16 protein-coding genes are annotated in these 20,145 nt (G+C 55.2%); 9 read left to right on the top strand and 7 right to left on the bottom strand.

All coding sequences use genetic code 11. The annotated features are described in order from the left end of the window. Positions 1-96: 96 nt before the first annotated feature. Positions 97-498 carry a c-type cytochrome gene (locus tag ACEN2J_RS18840; RefSeq protein ID WP_442108022.1) on the bottom strand — a complete coding sequence of 134 codons (402 nt, stop codon included), beginning with the start codon at positions 496-498 and terminating at the stop codon, positions 97-99. 427 nt (positions 499-925) lie between these two features. Here ACEN2J_RS18840 and ACEN2J_RS18835 point away from each other — a divergent pair, with 427 nt between their 5' ends. Then, a complete protein-coding gene (locus ACEN2J_RS18835; protein WP_442108020.1) occupies positions 926-1,639 on the top strand; it encodes a response regulator transcription factor in 714 nt (237 codons plus the stop codon). On the opposite strand, the gene ACEN2J_RS18830 is transcribed toward ACEN2J_RS18835, so the two are convergent. Beyond that, positions 1,620-3,563, bottom strand: a complete 1,944-nt coding sequence (locus tag ACEN2J_RS18830; protein WP_442108018.1) for an ATP-binding protein — start codon at positions 3,561-3,563, stop codon at positions 1,620-1,622. The genes ACEN2J_RS18835 and ACEN2J_RS18830 overlap by 20 nt on opposite strands. 310 nt (positions 3,564-3,873) lie before the next feature. Between ACEN2J_RS18830 and ACEN2J_RS18825 the strand changes: the two genes are divergently transcribed. Both ACEN2J_RS18825 and ACEN2J_RS18820 read left to right on the top strand, forming a co-directional pair. Beyond that, a complete protein-coding gene (locus tag ACEN2J_RS18825; RefSeq protein WP_442108016.1) occupies positions 3,874-4,557 on the top strand; it encodes a Crp/Fnr family transcriptional regulator in 684 nt (227 codons plus the stop codon). A gap of 124 nt (positions 4,558-4,681) precedes the next feature. Continuing rightward, positions 4,682-5,494: a universal stress protein gene (locus ACEN2J_RS18820; protein WP_442108014.1), complete on the top strand. Its 813-nt coding sequence runs from the start codon at positions 4,682-4,684 to the stop codon at positions 5,492-5,494. A gap of 144 nt (positions 5,495-5,638) precedes the next feature. Here ACEN2J_RS18820 and ACEN2J_RS18815 read toward each other — a convergent pair whose 3' ends face one another. Next, entirely contained in the window at positions 5,639-6,289 is a 651-nt protein-coding gene (locus ACEN2J_RS18815; protein ID WP_442108012.1) for a BON domain-containing protein, read from the bottom strand. A 524-nt stretch (positions 6,290-6,813) separates the two neighbouring features. On the opposite strand from ACEN2J_RS18815, the gene ACEN2J_RS18810 reads away from it, so the two are divergent. Beyond that, positions 6,814-7,065, top strand: a complete 252-nt coding sequence (locus ACEN2J_RS18810) for a DUF2267 domain-containing protein (RefSeq protein WP_442108010.1) — start codon at positions 6,814-6,816, stop codon at positions 7,063-7,065. Between the two features lie 423 nt (positions 7,066-7,488). Here the strand turns inward: ACEN2J_RS18810 and ACEN2J_RS18805 are convergent, their stop codons facing one another. Next, positions 7,489-9,069 carry an AAA family ATPase gene (locus ACEN2J_RS18805; protein ID WP_442108008.1) on the bottom strand — a complete coding sequence of 527 codons (1,581 nt, stop codon included), beginning with the start codon at positions 9,067-9,069 and terminating at the stop codon, positions 7,489-7,491. 84 nt (positions 9,070-9,153) lie between these two features. Further along, positions 9,154-10,008, bottom strand: coding sequence for a universal stress protein (locus ACEN2J_RS18800; protein ID WP_442108006.1), 855 nt, complete (start codon positions 10,006-10,008; stop codon positions 9,154-9,156). Between the two features lie 164 nt (positions 10,009-10,172). Here ACEN2J_RS18800 and ftsH point away from each other — a divergent pair, with 164 nt between their 5' ends. The 4 genes from ftsH to ACEN2J_RS18780 all read left to right on the top strand — a co-directional run bounded on the left by ftsH (position 10,173) and on the right by ACEN2J_RS18780 (position 15,444). Next, positions 10,173-12,086, top strand: a complete 1,914-nt coding sequence (gene ftsH, locus ACEN2J_RS18795; protein ID WP_442108004.1) for an ATP-dependent zinc metalloprotease FtsH — start codon at positions 10,173-10,175, stop codon at positions 12,084-12,086. Then, complete coding sequence (locus ACEN2J_RS18790; RefSeq protein ID WP_442108002.1) at positions 12,083-13,861, top strand: PHA/PHB synthase family protein; 1,779 nt, start codon at positions 12,083-12,085, stop codon at positions 13,859-13,861. The genes ftsH and ACEN2J_RS18790 overlap by 4 nt, the downstream gene beginning before the upstream one ends. A 248-nt stretch (positions 13,862-14,109) precedes the next feature. After that, positions 14,110-15,012 (top strand): universal stress protein, encoded by a 903-nt coding sequence (locus ACEN2J_RS18785; RefSeq protein WP_442108000.1) that lies wholly within the window; start codon positions 14,110-14,112, stop codon positions 15,010-15,012. A 24-nt stretch (positions 15,013-15,036) separates the two neighbouring features. Beyond that, positions 15,037-15,444 (top strand): universal stress protein, encoded by a 408-nt coding sequence (locus tag ACEN2J_RS18780; protein ID WP_442107998.1) that lies wholly within the window; start codon positions 15,037-15,039, stop codon positions 15,442-15,444. Between the two features lie 7 nt (positions 15,445-15,451). On the opposite strand, the gene ACEN2J_RS18775 is transcribed toward ACEN2J_RS18780, so the two are convergent. Further along, positions 15,452-18,115: an HAD-IC family P-type ATPase gene (locus ACEN2J_RS18775; RefSeq protein ID WP_442107996.1), complete on the bottom strand. Its 2,664-nt coding sequence runs from the start codon at positions 18,113-18,115 to the stop codon at positions 15,452-15,454. Positions 18,116-18,424: 309 nt separating this feature from the next. Beyond that, positions 18,425-18,790: a hypothetical protein gene (locus ACEN2J_RS18770; RefSeq protein WP_442107994.1), complete on the bottom strand. Its 366-nt coding sequence runs from the start codon at positions 18,788-18,790 to the stop codon at positions 18,425-18,427. 548 nt (positions 18,791-19,338) lie between these two features. On the opposite strand from ACEN2J_RS18770, the gene ACEN2J_RS18765 reads away from it, so the two are divergent. Beyond that, positions 19,339-19,866, top strand: coding sequence for an RT0821/Lpp0805 family surface protein (locus ACEN2J_RS18765; RefSeq protein WP_442108024.1), 528 nt, complete (start codon positions 19,339-19,341; stop codon positions 19,864-19,866). Positions 19,867-20,145 lie beyond the last annotated feature (279 nt).

Genomic DNA, 20,145 nt, shown 5'->3' with positions numbered 1-20,145 from the left:
CCCTCTGCTTGGTTGCAATAAAACCATCTTGGCACAATTGATGCCGTTGGGGTGGGGGCATCCACCGCATCAGTTCACCGCCGGAATAGTCAACGGCTATTGCTGGATGGATTGCAGGTATTCTGCGATGGTCAACACACGGCCCCGTATCTGCGGCTCGGCCCCGCCCATCATGCCGGACGAGGGTTGCAACTCCTCACGAAATAGGGCGCCATAGACTGGCATCGGCTCTTTATGCGCCCGCAATCCGCTGCGCCCGTCAATAATGTGAATCACACGCAGCAAGGGAAATTTACCATCATTGCGCTGGCTAAGCGTTGTCAGGTCTGGCACTTTAACGATCAGCAATTCAGTCAGATCGCCATCTCCCTTGGCCTCGTCACCATGGCATGTGGCACAGTATTGAGTGTAATAGTGCTTTCCCCAATCTTCCCTTTGCTCTTGCGCCATGGCGGCGCTGGTAAGAAATAGCGGGAAAAGTATGACCGAAAATTTCATGGTGTAACCCTCCAATTTCTTTACAGGATGGCCAGAACGCCATGTGGGCGCATTGACAGCCGTCAATGCCCGGATGGCCGAGCGTTTCCCGCAATACGGGGCCGTTCTGATATCCGCTTGCCGTTGAATTGCCGTCAGCCGGGCATGAATCCTTTGGCACAAAAGCCTTCGTCGATTTCAGTTCTGGCGGCTTGGATTTCGTCTACTTTCCTTGACAAATATCTGTTTTATAGTAACAAAATATTCAATTGACGCATTGTAAATCGTGGCAGGACATCCTTGCTGACTTAATCACATGCTAATATTCAATTTTATGCGTTGAAAAAGGTGCCGATATCGTAGAGCGTAAAGCGTAAAGCGATATTTGATATTTTTGGTTTCGTTGTGCCCCGTTTTCCGCAAAAAATGACTGAAGGTGCAAAAATAAATGAGTGAGATTTCCGTTCTTATTGTTGAAGACGACCCCGATGTCCGCAAGGGTCTGCGGCTTGGGTTAGAGGCACAAGGGTGGCAGGTGTACGAGGCATGGAACCGCACAACAATGCTTGAGGCTTTGCGTGGGAATAGAATTTCTATCATCACTCTTGATCTCAATTTGGGAAAAGATGACGGGCTTAAAATCGCCTTGGAAATGCGCCAGCAGTGGAACACCCCTGTGGTCATGATCTCGGGCCGTCACGAGCCCTATGACCGCGTTCGGGGGCTGGAGTGTGGAGCGGATGACTACATCGTCAAACCCTTCCATATCCGTGAAGTTGTTCTGAGGTTGCAAAAGACGCTAGAGAGTTATCAAAACCCCGTCGATGCGCCTACAAAGATTGTGTTTGATCACAGCGAACTGGACCTAAAGCGCATGGTGGCCCAGGATCGCGACGGCACACCGCTGGACCTGACAAGCATGGAATTGCAGTTGCTAGAACTCTTCGTGCGCAACCCGGGGCGGGTTCTAAGCCGCGATGAAATATCGAATGCCTTATACGGGCGCGACTGGTCGCATCTTGATCGGTCGATTGACGGGCATGTTGCGCGGCTGCGCCGCAAAATCGGGCAACCGGATGAGCTATCGCCCTTGATACGCTCTGTGCGTGGCGTAGGTTATGTTTTCAGCGGCGATGTCGTCGCTATTCCTGAGGAAACATAAGCGCACGCTCTATCGCCCGCGCCAGAACTGCCATTGAATAGGGCTTTCTAAGTAATTCCGGAAGCGGACCGTCTGGTTTTGGCGGCCTGCTGCGCGCAGACGTATAACCGGACGTCAAGAGCCTTGCTGTTTTGGGATAGTGGCGCCGGACGATGCCCAAAAGGTCGTAGCCCGAAATTTCGCCCGGCATGACCATGTCCGAAAAAACAAGGTCGACCGGCTCGCCATCAGCCAACAACTGGAGTGCCTCTGCCCCGTCACTGGCTTCGATCACGGCATAGCCAAGCGCCTCGAGACGTTTCATCGTGGCTTCGCGAACCATCGCACCGTCTTCGACGACAAGAATCAACTGGCCGTTCCCAAAGGGCATTTCGTCTTGTTGAACCGGTTTTTCCGTGGGGCATTCGGCCACCGGCAGAAAAAGCGACACCTTGGTTCCCTTGCCCAGTTCGGAGTTGATTGCCAAGAACCCGTTGACCTTTGTTATCGAGGTGTCGACACTGGTCAACCCTAGGCCCTTGCCCATTGTCGGCCCTTTGCTGGTGAAAAACGGCTCTCGAGCCCTTTGCAGATCTGCAGGTGACATCCCTATGCCGGTATCTAACACACTCAACTCCAGATAGCGCCCCGGCTTTCCTTCGGCATAGCGCGCGGCCGCTTCGGTATTTAAGTCGACCGCGCATGTGGCGATAACTATCTTGCCACCGTTCAAATGCGCATCACGGGCGTTGACGACCAGATTCAGGATGGCACCGTCCAATTCGGCTGAATCAATGCGCGTGCAAAGATCTTCGGCACCGGGAATGAAATGCAAGGATATGTCTTCGTTAAGTATCCGTTCCAGCATGGACCACATCCGAAGTATGTGTTTGTCCAACTGAATGGGCGGCGCCTGATCGTCCTTGTCTCCCGACAAGCTAAGCAGCTTTTTATTAAAGTCGCCCCCCATCGCAGCCGCGTCAATCGCGCTTTGCAATAGTTCGTTGGCGGCCTCGTCAGACACCCGCATCGCAGCCAGTTCAAGATTGGCCTGAATGACGGATAGCAGGTTGTTGAAATCATGCGCGATGATGCCGGAAATTCTGCCAATGGCCTCAAGCCCACGCGACCGCGCGAGGGATTTCTGCAAGTCATGGCGTTCGGTTTCGTCTATCAATATGCCTATTAACCGCGACGGCATTTTCTGACCGTTCACATCAGTGAACAAGACGCGCCCGATAAGTTGCATGTGGCGCTTTGTGCCCGCTACGACCGGCTCCAGTTCGGTTTTGAACAAACCGTCGTTGGCAGGCTCTTTTGTGCCATTCCACGCATCAATGAAAGCTACGGAGTCGGATGGGTTCAGTGCATTGCCCCAATCAGCAACATCCTTCGGCAGGCCCTGTTTGTCCAAGCCGAGCAGCTGTAGAAATGTGTCGCTCAGATTGCAGCCCCCTGTCGTCAAATCTCTGTCTAACAGCCCTAACCCTAATGCGTCGATCATAAGATGCAGGTGGGTTTCACTGTTCTTTAGCTGCGTCTCGACCGTTTTCTGCCGGTTTATAACCTCAGAGAATGCCGTTATGCCGACGATATTCCCGTTAGAATCGGTGGTCGGCTTGATCCGCCAGCGTTCCCAATTAATGTGCCCATCGGGATATTCAACACGTTCTTCTGGGCAAAACACGTCTTCACCAGCAAGGGCACGATTGTGTGCTTCCCGCAAGTGTGCAGGCAGATCGGGAAACACATCATAATGCGTTTTGCCAGCAAGGTTTCGGCCCCCCATAGCATAGCGTTCCGCCCATCGCTGAGACCATGCAATAAACCGCATGTCGCAATCGAACATGGCTATGGCGGCCGGCGTTTCTGAGATGAACACTGCCAGCCGACTGTCTAGAGCATTGAAGTTTGGTGAATCTTTCTTGTCTGACATATCAATCATGTCCCCCTCACACCCCAGAAAAAGGTTGGGCTTGAAAACCCTCAACGTACAATTCTCAACAATTCTGACACAGACGAATTCGCTAAACTCGTTTAAAGATAATGCATGGATTAAGTGTGCAAGCCAATCCTCGTTTCTTTGCCTTGGTGAACGCGCACGATGACTTTGGGGGGAGAGATTGATGGTCTATTTCATGGGCATGCAACAGCAGACGTCCAACCACTGTGCCTCTTGTGCAGCACGCCACATCGGGCTTTGCGGGGCGCTGGGTGAAACGCCCTGTGCTATTTCACCCATGCGGGGCCACCCTATGAGCTATCAACCCGGCGAAGAAATTGCCCCGCAAGGCGAACGCTCTGAAAAGCTGGGAATTGTCGCCTCGGGGGTGGTCAAGATAGTCCTGATTACTGAAGACGGCGAGAACCATTTGCTCCAGCTTGTTGAGCCGGGGGAATTCGTTGGCGATCCCTGCCAAAAGAGCAACGTATTTTCATGGGAGGCGGCCACCCCTAGCAGTATCTGCTGGATAAATCGGCAGGCCCTGGACGGCATGATGCAAGAAAACCCGCAGCTGAATCGGGCTTATATAGGGGTCATTGCACATCAACTTGAAACGCAGCGGCTTTGGACTGCGGCAATGCGCGGACGCAACACGTTGCAACGCATTGCGTTTTGGATCTATCAACAGATCCCGAAAACCCGCGATTTCAGCGCGCCGCTCGTTCAGGTTAACCTGACGCGTCGTGATCTTGCTTCACTGCTGGATATGACCGTGGAAACACTGTGCCGCGGGCTGCACCAGCTGTCAGAGCGTGGGGCAATCGACCTGATAACCCCAACCAAGATCAGGGTCACAAATAGGGTAAAGCTGCAGCTTTTCGCGCGCCATGAGCAATGCGGCATCGACAAGCTATTGAACAGTGCAAGAGACGTGAAACCCGGAAAGGCGTTGCCCTGTTTTTCCAAAGCCGAACACCGCGAAACAATTGGATAAACCGACCGATTGCCGTGACGTCCGGTGCGCAACCAAGGCGGGGTAAAAGGCAGATATGTGCCACCGCCCGATCCGACGGCATCTAAACCGAAGCTCTGCAAAAATTCCTGTCAAAACAATCGCATTGGGCCTTCTAGTCTCATCCGAGGCTGAGTGGCTTATCAACAAGGTAATCACAATTGCAACGGCGCTTGATGCGCATGTGACCGGACTGCACGCTCACTCGTCGGTTGTTTTCTTGGATGGAATTGCCAACCTTCCAATGGTCTATTCCACTCTGCAAGAGTGGGGGAGGAACGAATCCGACAAAATCCGCGACCTGTTTGGCGAACAGATGCGGAAAAATGGCATTTCCGCCGAATTTCGTCGACAAGAAATCTTATATGACAGTGAGGATTTTTTGTTATCCTCTGCGCGCGGGTCAGACCTTGGCATGATTGGAGGCCATGGGTCGGGCACCCGTTCGCCCGATGATCGGGCAATGGTGGATCGATTGATCCGCAACATTGGTTGCCCGGTGCTTGTTGTTTCACCCGAATCCGCCTTGAACGCCACCTTCCAGAATATTACCGTCGGCTGGAGCGAAACGTGTGAAGCAACGCGTGCAGCACATGACGCGCTTGACCTTGCGAAAGCCGGTGCAGACATCGATCTTATCCGGGTTGTTGCTCGGACAGTTGGTGTGCAAGCCGGATTTGACAGCCGCGACGATTTTGCCACGGCACTTGATCGGCGTGGTTTCAAAGTCAGAACTGCGGATAGGATGGCGACGGTCGAAAACCGTGGCAAAGACCTGCTTCGCGTCTTGATAGATACCGAAGTCGATCTGTTGGTGGTCGGGGCGTTTGGGGATTCCAGAATCTATGGTTTTGCGGTGGGTGCCGTTACAACCCATCTGTTGAAAAAGGCCAAACTGCCCGTGCTTCTATCACGGTGATAAAGGCTCGTTTTATGCCCTTCCCGCCAACCTGTGAAAATTGCGCTAACCCCGCCAAAGAAATCTTGTGACGCAAAGTTGGCGCGCCACACACTCGAGCCGGGCCAATATCACAGCCCGGCTTTCAGGTTGGTCTGTCAGGCTTCAGCTGCCGATTGCGATGTGATCCACCACAAACGACACACCCGGCGCAGCCCAAGCGGCTCTCTCGGCGGCATCACGCTCGGCCCATGTTCGGACTTTGCCATCAAGCGTGACCCTGCGATCATCAACCCTGACCTGAATGCGCTTTGCTTCCAGTTCGGCATCGCGCCGCAAAGCGTCCTCGATCCGCTGACGCACATCCGACGGGCTGGCGGATGGTATAATCTCGATCGAGTTTGCCACGCCTTTGACACCTGCCAGATAACGCACTGCCTGCTCGGCCGCCTGCTTTTCAAAGTGCCACTTGACCTTGCCTGTCAACGAAACCAGACCGCCTTCGACCTTTACCTGAATGGCGTTGGTCGGAACGGAACTGTTCCAGCCAAGCGAACTGACGGCACGCTTGGCGATTTCGTCATCTGCTGTCAGATGTGTTCCAAGGGGACGAACCTCAATTTCTTGGGCAATCGCACGCACCCCTTTGACCCGCTTGACCACATTTTCGGCGGTCCGCTTCTGCGAATAGGTCGGTACATGCCCCGTAAGGGTCACTGTGCCATTCTCGACAGCAACGCCAATATCGGCGGCATCAATACTCGGCTCGAATTCAAGTTCGTCAAGGACGTCCTGCCTAAGCTCTGTGTCTTTCATGATGTGTTCTCCTGAATATGCTGGCTGATTCTCAACCTGCCCAGCCAACTTGGCAAGTTGCACCGGCCCGCGCATTGACACCTAACAACGAACGAACAGCAGCTTGCAAAACTGCAATCGCGGAGAGGCTACCAAACCTTTGCATAGATTGGCTTTCCTGTGCCTCTGCCATCCGTTGGCACATCAGAGACGCCCCGACGTCAAACAAAACGAAATCCAAACGCATAAATGCAACCCTAACTTGACCCCGATCAATTCAAGGGGGTCGGGACAGGTGCATCATTCAAAAGCAGTGAGAATGGAGAATGCTTGTGCCGACAGAATTGAAGCTGCTTGTTTTAACCCTCGCGCGGTTCGTTTTCGGCGATCGGCGAGAGGCACAGATACCCCGCTTTGGGGGCGGTGTTTACGTCCCTATTTAGCTGCACCCATCAGCGAACAGCACAATCGAACAAGGCCAAATCGGCCACAATCTCAGTTTCGGTTTTGGCTCATGACGACACAACACGTAACAGGAGGATAAGATGTCAGCCCAAGGTTTGGAAGTAATCGATCATACTGTGCAACTGACCCATGAATGGATCAATGAGTTGCGTGAGCGACTGGATTGGAGCAGTAGCCGTGATGCGCTGAGGTTGCTGCGGATCACATTGGTGCAAATCCGCAATCATTTGGGGCATGACGAAGTGGCGCAGTTGTCTGCGCAGATGCCATTGCTGATCCGGGGCATGTTTTTTGAAGGCTGGCAACCATCTCATACGCCGAGCTATGGTTGAATTTGATGGCGTGGATGCCGTCGGGAGGGGGCATCCACGCCATCAAATTCCCGCATAGCTCCATACGCCCGTGCGCGACCGCAAGGCCGAAAGCTTTACTGATGCCATTGCTGCACATCTGTCGGACTCACAAGAATGGCGCGGGGTATCAGATATTGTAGAGGTATTCAAAACTTTGGAAAATCGGATTTCCGAAGGGGAGATCAGGGATATCAAAGCGGGCCTTCCAGGGGCGATTTGCGACCTGTGGCCCGATTGACGTGATTTAGGGGGCTGCCGTTTGGCTAAGGCAAGAATGGCATCATGTGCTGGCAACTGGCGATGGTGGCTTGGGCAGTGGCCTGCCGAATAGTGACCACGACATGCCTAGCATCGCTCACCCGCTAAAACGAAACAGGGTGATTGGGTAAAACGCGCATGGGCTTACCCCACATTCTCACCCCCACCAACAGAAGGCCACGGTGCCAAAGCAGAATCAAGTAGAATTGAAACGTCTTTTAGAACTGACTCAAGCGGTTGATCCGTGTTTATCCGAAACCAACCCATCCGGCCCGGATCGTTGTCAGCTTGCCGCCGCACAACATGCGCATCCGCGTCGGATGCGTCTGGGCCGCGCGATGCCACCCGATCAAGCCGCGTTTGGAGCGGCGAGTCCAGCCATATCCCGACAAACGCACAGCCAGTGGCCGTCGCTACATCTTGTGCAGCTTGGCGCGTAGCGGGGTCGCAATGCACCGCATCCAGTATGGCGCAATGGCGCTGGTGCAATATCTGGCCTGCCTGCTTGCGCAGTTCAGCATAGGTTTGATCTGTGATCTGCGGCGAATACCCACTGGCTGCCAAATGGTCCAACGGATCACAATGCAGCAGCGTCTTGCGCACAACGTCGCTGCGGATGTGAATAGCGCCGGGGGCCGCACCAATCTGGTGGGCAACCGCCCGCGCAATTGTGGTTTTACCCGTGCCGGAAAAGCCGCCGATCGCAACCAGAACAGGCGGCTGCGGCCTCAGATACCCCGCCGCCCGCGCCAGATAGCCGCGCGCATCACGCACGAAACTGTCGCTGTTTTCGGACACCGCTGCTGTCTGCATGTCGACCATTGCCCGGATGGCCGCCCGAACCGCAAGGTAAAGAGGCAAAAGCGACAACCCCGCCTGCGCAAGGCCCGCGCCTGTTGCCGGCAGATAGGCGTTCAAAACCAAGTTCGCCGAGTGTCGCATGCCAAGGTGATCCAGATCCATCAGCAAAAAGGCAAGATCATAAAGCGTGTCGCAGGTTCCCAACCTTTCATCGAATTCCAACGCGTCAAAGGGCGTGGGGCGACCGTCGATCATCACGATATTGCGCAAATGCAAGTCACCGTGGCACCGGCGGATATGACCTTGCCGCGACCGCAGATTCAGGTACCTTTTTTGATTGGACCATATGGCCCGTGCTTGTGCGACCCAAGCTTGGCCATCCGTGCAAAAACTTTTTGGCATTGTCGCAAAAACACGGCCAAGCTCTTCCAATATCTCCATAATCAAAACCGCGCCGCCCAAATTGCGCGCCGGGGCGGCGCGGTGATAGCGGGCTATCGCCTTGCCCAGAGCTTGGGCCAAATCGTCATCAATACCGCCCCTTGCGGCGATATGGGTCAGCTCTGCCTCGGGTCGAAAGCGATTCATCACAAGAACCCATTCGACCGCTGCCCCTTTGACCCCCAAGGCAAGCGTGCCATCATCGCGGCGCACAATCGGCATCACATTTCGATAGATCGAAAGTGCTGTTGGCTGGTTCAACGCCAGCTCCCGGTCAAGTAAGGCATGGCGCTTTTCGACGGTGGAAAGGTCCATGTAATCATATTTCACAGCACGTTTGATTTTCAGTGCCAGATCGCCAATCAGGAAAATCATCGCGCCATGGGTGTCGATACGTTCCGCGCGCGCGCCCTTTCCTGCCTCGGCTTCTAAGAACCGGATAACATTAATTTGCTCAGGCTGGGTGTGACTTTCATGTTTCATTTTGCCGAACCTCTCTTAACGCGATCTCAGAGGCCGAAGGCCAAGCAAACCGCATGTGCGCCGCTTAAACGGCTTGCCGTTATCTCAGTGGCACAACAGAATTGCATGATCCGTTTGCTCCAGCATCGTCCTCGTTGTTCCGCCAAAGATCGCTTCGCGCAGACGTGAATGGCCATAGGCCCCCATTACAATCAATGCCGCCCCGTTTTCCTTGGCGCGTTTCATCAAGGCAACGCCAACCTCGACGCCACCCGATGGGCATTGGTCGATCGTCACCGCGCAGCCTTGGTGGCTAAGCCATGCGGCAACCTCGGAACCCGCTGCATCGCCATCGGCACCGTCTGACGCACGCGGGTCGAACACTATGATCCTGACATCTTTGGTCGCTCGTAAAATGGGCAAAGCAGACCTGACAGCCCGCGATGCGGCAAGGCCGTTTTTCCACGCGACGATTGCTGATGCAGGCTGAAAGACGGCATTGTTTTTCAGCCCATTCAGCACTACTCCGGCCGGCGCCTTGAACAAAGCAACGTGCAGGATTTCGTGAAAAAGTACCTCATCTGGGCGAAGATCGTTACCAAACAGAATCAGATCGCAACACAGGGCTTGTTGCACGACTTCATCGCACAGATCGACCATTGCACCGCTGACAACCCGCAGATCAACACTGACCCCCTGATCGGCCATATACTCTGCGATCTGACTTCGCGTGCGCTCTAGCCCGCTGTTTAACGCATCAACATTTGCCTGCCAATCATCGGGCACGCCATAGGCCCCATAGGCCGTCATCCCATAAACATAGCTTGGAAGCTGTGGCATCGCGCCAAGGATCAAAATGCGCAAATGCAGGTTTCTCTCTCGAGCGGCGTTGGCCAATACTTCTAGGTCACTTGTCTTGGCCGCGACGCCAAGAACGATAAGCAAGGTAGCATTTTTCATTGGGGGCCCCTTTGGTGTCAAGGCTTGCAGAATGCCGACATTACAAGGCGCATTATTGACCGCCATCAAGTCAAGGGCAGAAAAGTGGGCCAAAGTGGAACAGTCGAGCCGCAATTGCGACCGGCATTTGGCAAGGCACAAATTTCTTGACCGGAGTGTATGACATGAAAAATCAAAGCGGGGCGCCACCACCCCCTGCTCCTCCAGCGGCCGAGCAGTTGATGTGGCCGCTGGTCCTGATTTTGGTTTTCTTTGCGCTTTGGTCGGTGCAGCGCACGGGCGATACAACGGCACCGCGCGTTGTGGCCTATAGCGAGGTAAAGGCCCTGATCGGCCAAGGCCGCGTGACCGCAGCAACGCTTGAGGAAAACGCGATCGAGGTCACCTTGGGCGATGCAACGCAAGAGAGCAGCGAACGCGTGCGCGCTATAACCCCACACCAGTCTGATCCCGAACTGCTGCCATTGCTTGAACGCGAAGGGGTTATGGTCACCGCGCAAAAACCGGCAGAGCCTTCGGTTCTGGTCTGGCTGTTGCCGTGGCTTTTGATTCTGGTTTTCTATGTCTGGATCAGCCGCAAAATGATGGGGGGTGGCCTGAGCGGCGGTCTGCCCGGCGGGATCGGGGATTTCATAGGTGGTCGTTCGACCAAACCCACCAAACCCACGCGCAAAATTACCTTTGACGACGTGGCGGGCCAAGATATGGCCAAGCGCGAAGTGTCCGAGCTGGTCGAGTTTCTGCGCGATCCGGACCGTTTTCGCAGGGTGGGCGCCACAGTTCCGCATGGGGTTTTGCTGATGGGCCCCCCCGGCACTGGCAAAACCTTGCTGGCCCGCGCCTTGGCCGGAGAGGCGGATGTGCCGTTTTTCTCGACTTCAGGGTCAGAGTTTATCGAGGTGTTCGTGGGCGTTGGTGCAGGCAGGGTGCGCCAGATGTTCGAAGAGGCCCGCAAACAGGCCCCCGCGATTATCTTCATTGATGAGTTGGACAGCATCGGGCGCACCCGCGGCACAGGATTGGGCGGCGGGCATGACGAACGTGAACAAACCCTTAACCAGATTTTGGCAGAGCTGGATGGTTTTACCGCACGCGAAGCCGTGGTTGTCTTGGCCGCAACCAATAGGCCCGACGTGCTGGACCCTGCGCTGCTGCGCCCCGGCCGGTTTGACCGCCATGTCACCCTGTCATTGCCGGACAAGGTGGCGCGGCGTGCCATTCTGGATGTGCATATCAAGGATATCCCGCTGCGCCATGATGTCGATCTGGATCAGGTGGCAGCAGGCACACCGGGCTTTTCCGGCGCTGATCTGAAAAACCTGTTGAATGAGGCCGCGATCACTGCCGCTCGCAGGTCCGGTAGCGATGTTTCCCCCGCCGATCTGGATGATGCCCGCGACAAGGTGATGATGGGGACTGTCCGCACGATGGCAATCCAACCGGATGAGCGGCACCGCTTGGCAGTACACGAGGCTGGACATGCTGCTGCGGCATTCTACAGCCCCGACGCCGACCCGCTGTACAAGGTCACGATCATTCCGCGCGGCCACAGCCTTGGCAGCACCCATATGCTGCCCGAAAATGAACGCCACACCTTGCCCGAGGCGTATTTACGGGTGCAACTGACCACGCTTTTGGCCGGACGGGTTGCCGAAAAACTGTTTTTGGGCTCGGTCAGTTCGGGGGCCGATGACGATATTCGCCGTGCGACCGCCCTTGCCCGTTCAATGGTCTCGCGCTGGGGTATGGACCCCGACATTGGCCCCGTGGACCTGCGGGAAAGCGAAGATCACCCATTCCTTGGCCAGCAAATCGCCCGACCGCGCAGCTTTGCAGATGCGACCGCGGCACGGGTCGATAAGGCGGTTATTGACTTGCTGCGTGCGGCCGAAAAGCAGGCCATGCGTGTGCTGGAAGACCACCGTCCCCAAGTGCTGCTGCTGATCGAACGGCTGGAGGCCGATGAAACGCTGGGTTTTGACGCAATCAAAAGCTGCCTTTCCACTGGCACAACGGTCCACCCTTTCGCAAAGCCGCGCAAGGGCAACTTACCCCTTGAACCGGAAAAAGGCCAATGACCAAAGCCAAAGACGCGACACCTGTGATTGTGCCGCCGCAACTGCCCGCCGTGATTCACCCACATGATGCCCATCCGCATCAAAACCTTGATCGCGCAGCGCGGGCGGGCATGGCGCGGCTGACCGGCGGCGTGTCGCCGCATGCGTTTATCTCGGCATGGCATGATTGGGCCCTGCATTTGTTGCGGTCTCCGGGGCGCATACTTGAGCTGGCGGAACGCGCGCAGACCAATGCGCTGCACCTGTCAGGGATTGCCACAAACGGCGCAACCGCCCCGCCCTTTCCGCCCAAAAGCTATGACAGGCGTTTTGACCATCCGAACTGGCAAAACGTACCTTTTTGGCAGTTGCATCAAGGGTTTTTGGCCATTCAGGACTGGTGGGATTTTGCCACCGACCCCCTGCGCGGTTTGCGGCAGGAAGATGCCGACCGCACGCGATTTATGACACGTCAATTGCTGGATACCGTGTCGCCGTCAAATTTCCCGTGGCTGAACCCCGAGATCATTGAGGCCACAATCAAAACAAATGGTCGCAACCTAACCGATGGGGCTGCGCATTTCTGGCAAGACTGGCTGAAAACCGTGACACAGGCGCATGATCCCCCGCCGGTTGGCTATGAAATCGGCAAAGAACTGGCCTGCACGCCGGGTGAAGTTGTGTTTCGCAACGACCTGTTTGAGCTGATCCAGTATGCGCCGCAAACCGAGGCAGTGCAGGCAGAGCCGATCCTGATCGTTCCCGCATGGATTATGAAATATTACATTCTTGATCTGTCGCCACATAATTCGATGGTCAAGTATCTGGTTGGCAAGGGCTTTACCGTCTTTATGATTTCTTGGTGCAATCCGACTGCCGAACAAGCCCATCTATCGCTGGAAGACTATCGCAAACGGGGTGTTATGGCAGCTTTGGGTGCCATAAACGCCATTGTGCCTGCGCAAAAAATCCATACGGTCGGCTATTGCCTTGGCGGAACAATTCTGGCGATCGCGGCGGCCACAATGGCGCGTGACCGCGACAAGCGGCTCGGCTCGATCACGCTGATGGCTGCGCAGGTCGATTTTGTCGAGGCAGGCGAGTTGCTGATGTTTCTGGATGAAAGCCAGATTGCGTTCATCGAGGATATGATGTGGGACAAAGGCTATCTGGACCGCCCGCAAATGGCACGCGCTTTTGCGGCCATCCGGTCCGAAGATCTGATTTATTCCCGCGCGGTGCGCCGTTATTTCTTGGGACGCGCCGATCTGGCTTCGGATCTGGGGGTGTGGAATGCCGATAGCACGCGGATGCCTGCAAGAATGCATTCCGAATATCTGCGCGGCTTGTTTCTGGAAAACCGTTTGACGGCAGGGCGGTTTGCGGTCGAGGGTCGGGTCATCGCGCTGAAGGACATTTCCGCGCCGATGTTTGTGATCGGGACAGAGACAGATCATGTCGCGCCGTGGAAATCGGTTTATAAAACCCAACTATTCACCGATTGTGATCTGACATTCGTCCTGACCAAAGGCGGCCACAACAGCGGTATCCTAAGCGAACCGGGACACCCTAGGCGGCATTACCGCATCTCGCACCGCCGTGCTGGTGGGCATTATATCGGGCCAGATGCTTGGCATCAGCAACAGCCTGTCGAAAGCGGATCTTGGTGGCCAGCGTGGATAAAATGGTTGGTCGCAAAAAACAGCGGCACGGTTGCACCCCCAAAGACCGGCGCGCGCTCTAAGGGCTTTGCGCCCCTTTGCGCGGCACCCGGCTCGTATGTTCTTCAGCTTTAGTCCAAAACCGCCCAAGTCTGCCGTAGATGCTGCGCCCCAAATCACGCTGGTATCATTTCAATTCGCAACGCGCTTTATGGTTTCTGCACGAGGTCCCGCCGAAGACTGACTTGACCAAGATCAACGCAAGAAAGGTGATGATCCTTTACAAATACATCTGACGCAAGCCTTGGGAAGCCACTGACAACGCCGCGATGAATAGCACGCGACCCCAGCGCCAGCGCTCATTGAAATGCGCAGGGACAGGCATGATTGAACAGCTCCTTTTGGCCACAGATTTTACGTCGCGATCCGAACTCGCGCTGGACAGAGCGCTGGTCTTGGCATCTGGCCAAGCAGATAAAATCGGGGCCTTGCATGTGATTGACGACACCGTTTCCACCGCGCTTTTGCGTGGAGAAGAAAGCGCGGCGCCCCCGATCTTGGCAGAGCTTTTTGATGCGCGTCTGGAACCTGATGCACCCCGCCCTAAAATACTGATCCGCAAAGGCGACCCGTTTGAAGAAATCCTTGCGGCGGCCGATGATCGGGGTGACGATCTTATCATTATGGGCGCGCCTCGCCGCCGTCGCTTTCTGGAAAGCCTGCGCGGCACCACCTTGGAACGTGTCTTGCGGGCAAGCAGCCGACCGGTGCTATCGGTGCGCGGCCCCGCAAAAACGCACTATCGCCGCGTTCTTTTTGCGACCGACCTGTCCGAGGCATCCGGCTTTGCCCTGCAAACGGCCGGGTGTTTGGGTTTACTGGATGGCATCCATATTACCGCAGTCCATGCCTTGTGGCCGCCTGTGCCACATATGGTGGCCGACAGGCGAATACCTAGCGATTTAGCGCAAAAGCAAATGGCCGCCGAAAAGGCCGAAGCGAAAAGAGAGATGGAAGGGTTTCTGAGTGGCCTTACTCTTGGGCCACTCAGGATTGATAGCAGGGTTATTGAGGGAACACCGCATATGGCCATACGCGATTGTATTCCCGATTTTTCGCCCGATCTGGTCGTGCTGGGAACCCGCGGGCGCTCTGGCATTCTGCGGCTGATGCTCGGCAGTGTTGCCGAAGATTTACTAAGTTGGCTTCCCGTCGATGTATTGGCCGTTCCACCCGAGGACACCGCCCGTCCGCAAAATGCCAAGCACCACCCCAGAAAACCTTAACCGCTACGAAAAAAGGAGAACATCATGTACCAGCATATTCTGATCGCAGTCGCGCTCGACGTTGAAAAAGACCCAGACAAGTCGCTAGAGGTTGCAAAGCTGCTTGCTACCAAGGCAACACGCGTCACGGTTTTGCATGTCAAAGAAGAAATCCCGGCCTATGCCATCGCCTATATGCCGAAAAATTATGAGATCGGCCTGCATGACGCCATTCGCAGCCAGTTAAAGGAGCTGGCACAAGGGTTTGAGAATGGGCGCGCCGAGTTGGTCCATGGCCACTCTGGCCGAACCATCCTTGAATGGGCTGACGAGCACGCGGTTGACTGCATCATTCTTAATTCGCACCAGCCGAGTTTTGAGGATTATATCCTTGGCAGTACCGCCGCACGGGTTGTGCGCCATGCAAAATGTTCGGTGCATGTGATCCGCTGAGATACGCCTATATTACATGGCGGCCTGTCAGGGTCAATCGAAGCTGTTTTTCAACTTCGATGGTCACAAAAAATACGACACCAACGGCCAGGATCAATGCGCCGTCGCCAAACTGTATTGACGCTGTGCCAAAAAGACTCTGCGCAACTGGCCAGTAAGTCACGGCCAGTTGCGCCGGAACGATAATAGCAATGCAAAGCCAAACTGCCTTGGTCCCACGCGCGGCGGCCCATGTCAGCGATGTTCCAAAGATGTTGCGGACAAAGAAAAGGTGAAAGATCTCAAGCACGACCAGCATGTTCAGCGATATGGTTTGTGCCAATGCAGGCGCATGGCCTTTGTCGAGCACGTAGCTGTACAGACCGAAAATCGCCACTATGAAAAGCATCGTGACGAATACGATATGCCAGATCAATGGCCCGCTGACCAAAGACGCATCGCTTGGCCGCGGCAGCCGCGACATGGTGCCCTGTTCTGTCGGTTCGAATGCCAGTGCAAGGCCAAGCGTGACTCCGGTCACGAGATTGATCCACAAAACCTGCAACGGTGAAATCGGCAGTGCTAGCCCAAGCAGCAAAGCCACCAGAATGACCCCAGCTTCGCCAAAGCTGGTAGGCAATTCAAACGCAAGCACCTTTCGCAGGTTCACATAGACTGTGCGCCCTTCGCGCACTGCCGCCGCAATAGAGGCAAAATTGTCATCCGCCAGCACCAGTTCCGCCGCCTCTTTGGCCGCCTCTGATCCTTTGATACCCATCGCGATACCCACATCCGCACGTTTCAGCGCGGGGGCATCGTTCACCCCGTCGCCGGTCATCGCAACGGTCAAGCCATGCGCTTGCAGCGCCATGACCAGCCGCAGCTTATGCTCGGGCGAGGTGCGGGCGAAAATATGCGTGTTTTGCACCGACACGGCCAGCTCGGCGTCGGTCATCCTATCCAGATCGGCACCGGTCAGCACCGAATCCGCGTTTTTCAACCCGATTTGCTTGCCGATTGCGCCAGCTGTACCGGCGTGATCGCCAGTGATCATCTTGACTGCAATGCCCGCTTGATAACACTCGGCGATAGCCTCAATAGCTTCTTCACGGGGCGGGTCGATAAGCCCGACAAACCCGACAAGCGTAAGGTGGCCCTGCAAATCCGTGTCATCCAAGCGATCTGCCAAGTGAGCGCGTGTCGCCACCGCTAAAACCCGTTGCCCTTGCGATGCAATGTCATGCGCTGCGGTGTTCCAAAACGCAGCATCCAGCGGTTCTGGCCCGTCCCTCCCCGCCTGATCGCGGCACATCCCCAGCAAGCGTTCCGGCGCACCTTTGACCAAAGCCATAGAGGTGCCGTCCGAATGTATGGCAAGCACAGCCATGTAGCGATGCGCCGCCTCAAACGGAATTTCATCAAGACGTGTCCAACCATCGGCTTTGGCGCCCGTCTTGCCAGCAAATGCCAGCAAAGCGCCCTCCATCGGGTCACCCGCTATTTGCCAAGTTCCGTCATCAAGGGCTAGGGACGCATCATTGCACAATTGCGCGGCCAGCCCCAGATCATGCAGCTCTTGTGCCAGGGGTTCAGGCTGCACATCGCCTGTAGGCGCATATCCCTGGCCCGATATCGCAAACCTGCCGACAGGCGTTATGGCGGTCGCGACCATCATCTCGTTTCGGGTCAGGGTTCCGGTTTTGTCAGTGCAAATGACTGACACAGCGCCAATCGTTTCAATGGCAGGCAGACGGCGCACAATGGCATTGCGCCGCGCCATAGCTTGCACACCAACGGATAGGGTGATCGTCAGAACGGCTGGCAAACCTTCGGGAATTGCAGCCACCGCAAGGCCGACGACGGCCATAAACTGATCTGAAAACGGGATGTGTTCGACAAAATAGCCGAACACCAATAAAAGCCCTGCAACCAGCAAAATCAGCACAGTCAACCAGCGCGCAAAGCGGTCCGTCTGCTGAACTAGCGGTGTCGTCAGAACCTCGACCGCACCGAGCATCCCACTGATCCGGCCAATTTCGGTTGCGGAACCAGTGGCGACCACAACACCACGGCCGGTGCCCGCAACGACCAAGGTGCCGCTGAAAGCCATCGACACGCGGTCGCCCAAGGCTGCATCTGCCGTCACCGCCTCTGTTACTTTTTCAGCGGCCACGGATTCGCCGGTCAGGATGGCCTCTTGCACGCGCAGGCCTTTCACGGCGATCAATCGAAGGTCGGCGGGCACTTTATCCCCTGCCTCTAACAACACCACATCACCCGGTACCAAATCAAAGGCCTCAATGCTGATCCGTGCATCACTCCGCAAGACCGACGCTTGTGGCGCCAACATCTGGCGAATGGCCGCCATCGAGTCCTCGGCACGGCCTTCTTGGATGAACCCGATGACGGCGTTGGCGATAACCACGGCAAGGATTACCCCAGTATCGACCCAATGGTCCAAAGACGCGGTCACGATTGCAGCAATGATCAGCACATAGACCAGAACATTATGAAAATGCGCCAAAAAACGAAGCACGCGCGAGCGGCGCCGCAACACAGGCAACCTGTTTGGGCCATGTTCTACAAGCCTGCGGGCAGCCTCTTTATCCGACAAGCCGGTTTCTGTCGTTGCCATTGCCTCATAGCATTCAGCGGTGTCTTTGGCATGGGGGTGCTGTAATGGGCTGATCATCCCTTCATTCTCCGACGCGATGAGCGCTCTGTGCGCAATAACACAAGTTTGATTGCGACACCGCTTTTCTGGGGCCGTTTCTGGGCTGAGAACCGCACTGCTATGACTTTTCAAAGCCATGCATGGATTGATGGGCAGAGGCGATGATTTCATCTTGATTCGCAACTGAACGCTTCCATGCTGGCACCGTCAAATCCATTGGTACGGCCCGCGCGTCAAATATCTGTGGATACATATGGCCCAAGCGACCGGAATAGGTTGCAGCTAAATAGAAACTGCCCGCTATGCATAAATTATGGGGGCTTTGCGTTAAAGTGGTACGTTATCATAGCCGCGTTTGGTGGAAGGCGTTGCACTAATCTGCGCTTGAGTGAATGGTGTCGAAACGATCTTCATCATATGCGCAGCCTCGGCCTGGCAATCAGCAATCGCCTTGCTGAAAAAATCAGTTTGAACCTTCTGAACATCCTCAAAGCACTTACAACCCAGCAATACCTTTTTGGCCTCGACATCTTGCTGCATACGCAAAGATGTGAATTTCCAAGCCGCCCCCCCTAAATCAGACCACGCGTTCAATGTGGCAGTCTGAACCGGCCTAAGACGTGCCATATTTTGCAGGCCAGTGGTAAACAAGTCAGTCACCGCAGTTGTGGGCGTTTTGGAATTTTTGTTCACTTTCAGCTCCTTCAGTTTCTTACAGGTCAAATATGCACGATTCCAACCGTACCCACGATCCGAGGATGGCCAACCAAGCCGTGCCGCAAGGCACCTTTAGGCGCTGTAACCATAGGTCGTTTCAGTTTGATGAAATTGATATCTGTCAATCAGATGGGAACAGAACCGTTCATGACGTGACAAATGGCCTGTGGACCAAAGACAGGCCAACACACAAATGGATATCTTACGTGTTGGAAAAATCGGTAAAAGTAGCGCGGCACAAGCATTCGCACCGCCCTTCCGAGATATGACTGTAAAGCTTGGAAATAGTCGAACCACTTAACCGAGCCGGGTGTGGGCTGCGCCAATCCGTTGCGGCAGGCCACAAACAAACAGCCGCATTGGTTGCCAAACGGCTAACGCGGATTTTGGGTTTCATTCCCATTGCGACATGCTGCTGATTTACCCGTTACCCCCTGATCGGCGACAGCCCTTTGGTATTTTGCGCCGAGCATGAAGCCATCTGTCCAGTTTACCCACGCGCATTGATATTCGTCAAAAGGGTGATGTTGAACGGATGCGATAGTTGGGCGCGAAACGCATCCCAGGAGATGAAACCCATGCATCACTTTTCAAAAACTGCAGCGGCCCTGCTCATTTTGCTTTCGACCGCTTGCGTGCCAGGCCCTTACCGTCCAAATGAGGCGGCGGGAGGGATAACCGGTGCCGTCGTTGGCGGCGTGGTAGGATCTCAATTCGGGAGTGGGGATGGCCGCCTTGTCACGACCGGAATTGGCGTTTTGATTGGATCTTTGATCGGAAGCGAGATTGGCCGGTCAATGGATACTAGCGATCGGATCCGGGCTGACATGGCGATACGACAAAGCTATTCAACACGTGTCGGCGATACTGTTCGATGGAACAATCAAACGACGGGAAATTCTGGAACGATAGTTGTGCTCCGCGATGGCAGGTCGACAGGAGGTCTGTACTGCCGTGAATTCCAGCAACGTATCACGATTGATGGTCGAACAGCCATTGGGACGGGCATTGCGTGTCGCCAACCCGACGGCACATGGCGAATATTGCAATAGCAGCGGCACGTTACGTCAAAGACCCATGCAGCAAGCCAGCTGAAAGTCCTTTGTCCCCGAATAACATCTGGTACCAAGTCTGCTGGTTTGGTGAGAGGGTGCGGGGCGCTGTGACATTCTTACAAGGTTGAAAGTGCCGGTTTTGGATTTGAGGCCCATCAATATAATAAAAGAAAATTGGTATCTCTCAATTTCTTACAAACTAGGGCCTGTGGACAATCAGGATTCCCATTGGGTTTGATTTCTGATTCAAACTTCCCAAATGGAGGTTTGAATGAA

Origin of the sequence: Pseudorhodobacter sp. W20_MBD10_FR17 (assembly GCF_052119765.1) — a bacterium.
GTDB lineage: Bacteria > Pseudomonadota > Alphaproteobacteria > Rhodobacterales > Rhodobacteraceae > Pseudorhodobacter.
This window is presented reverse-complemented; position numbering and strand designations above follow the sequence as displayed.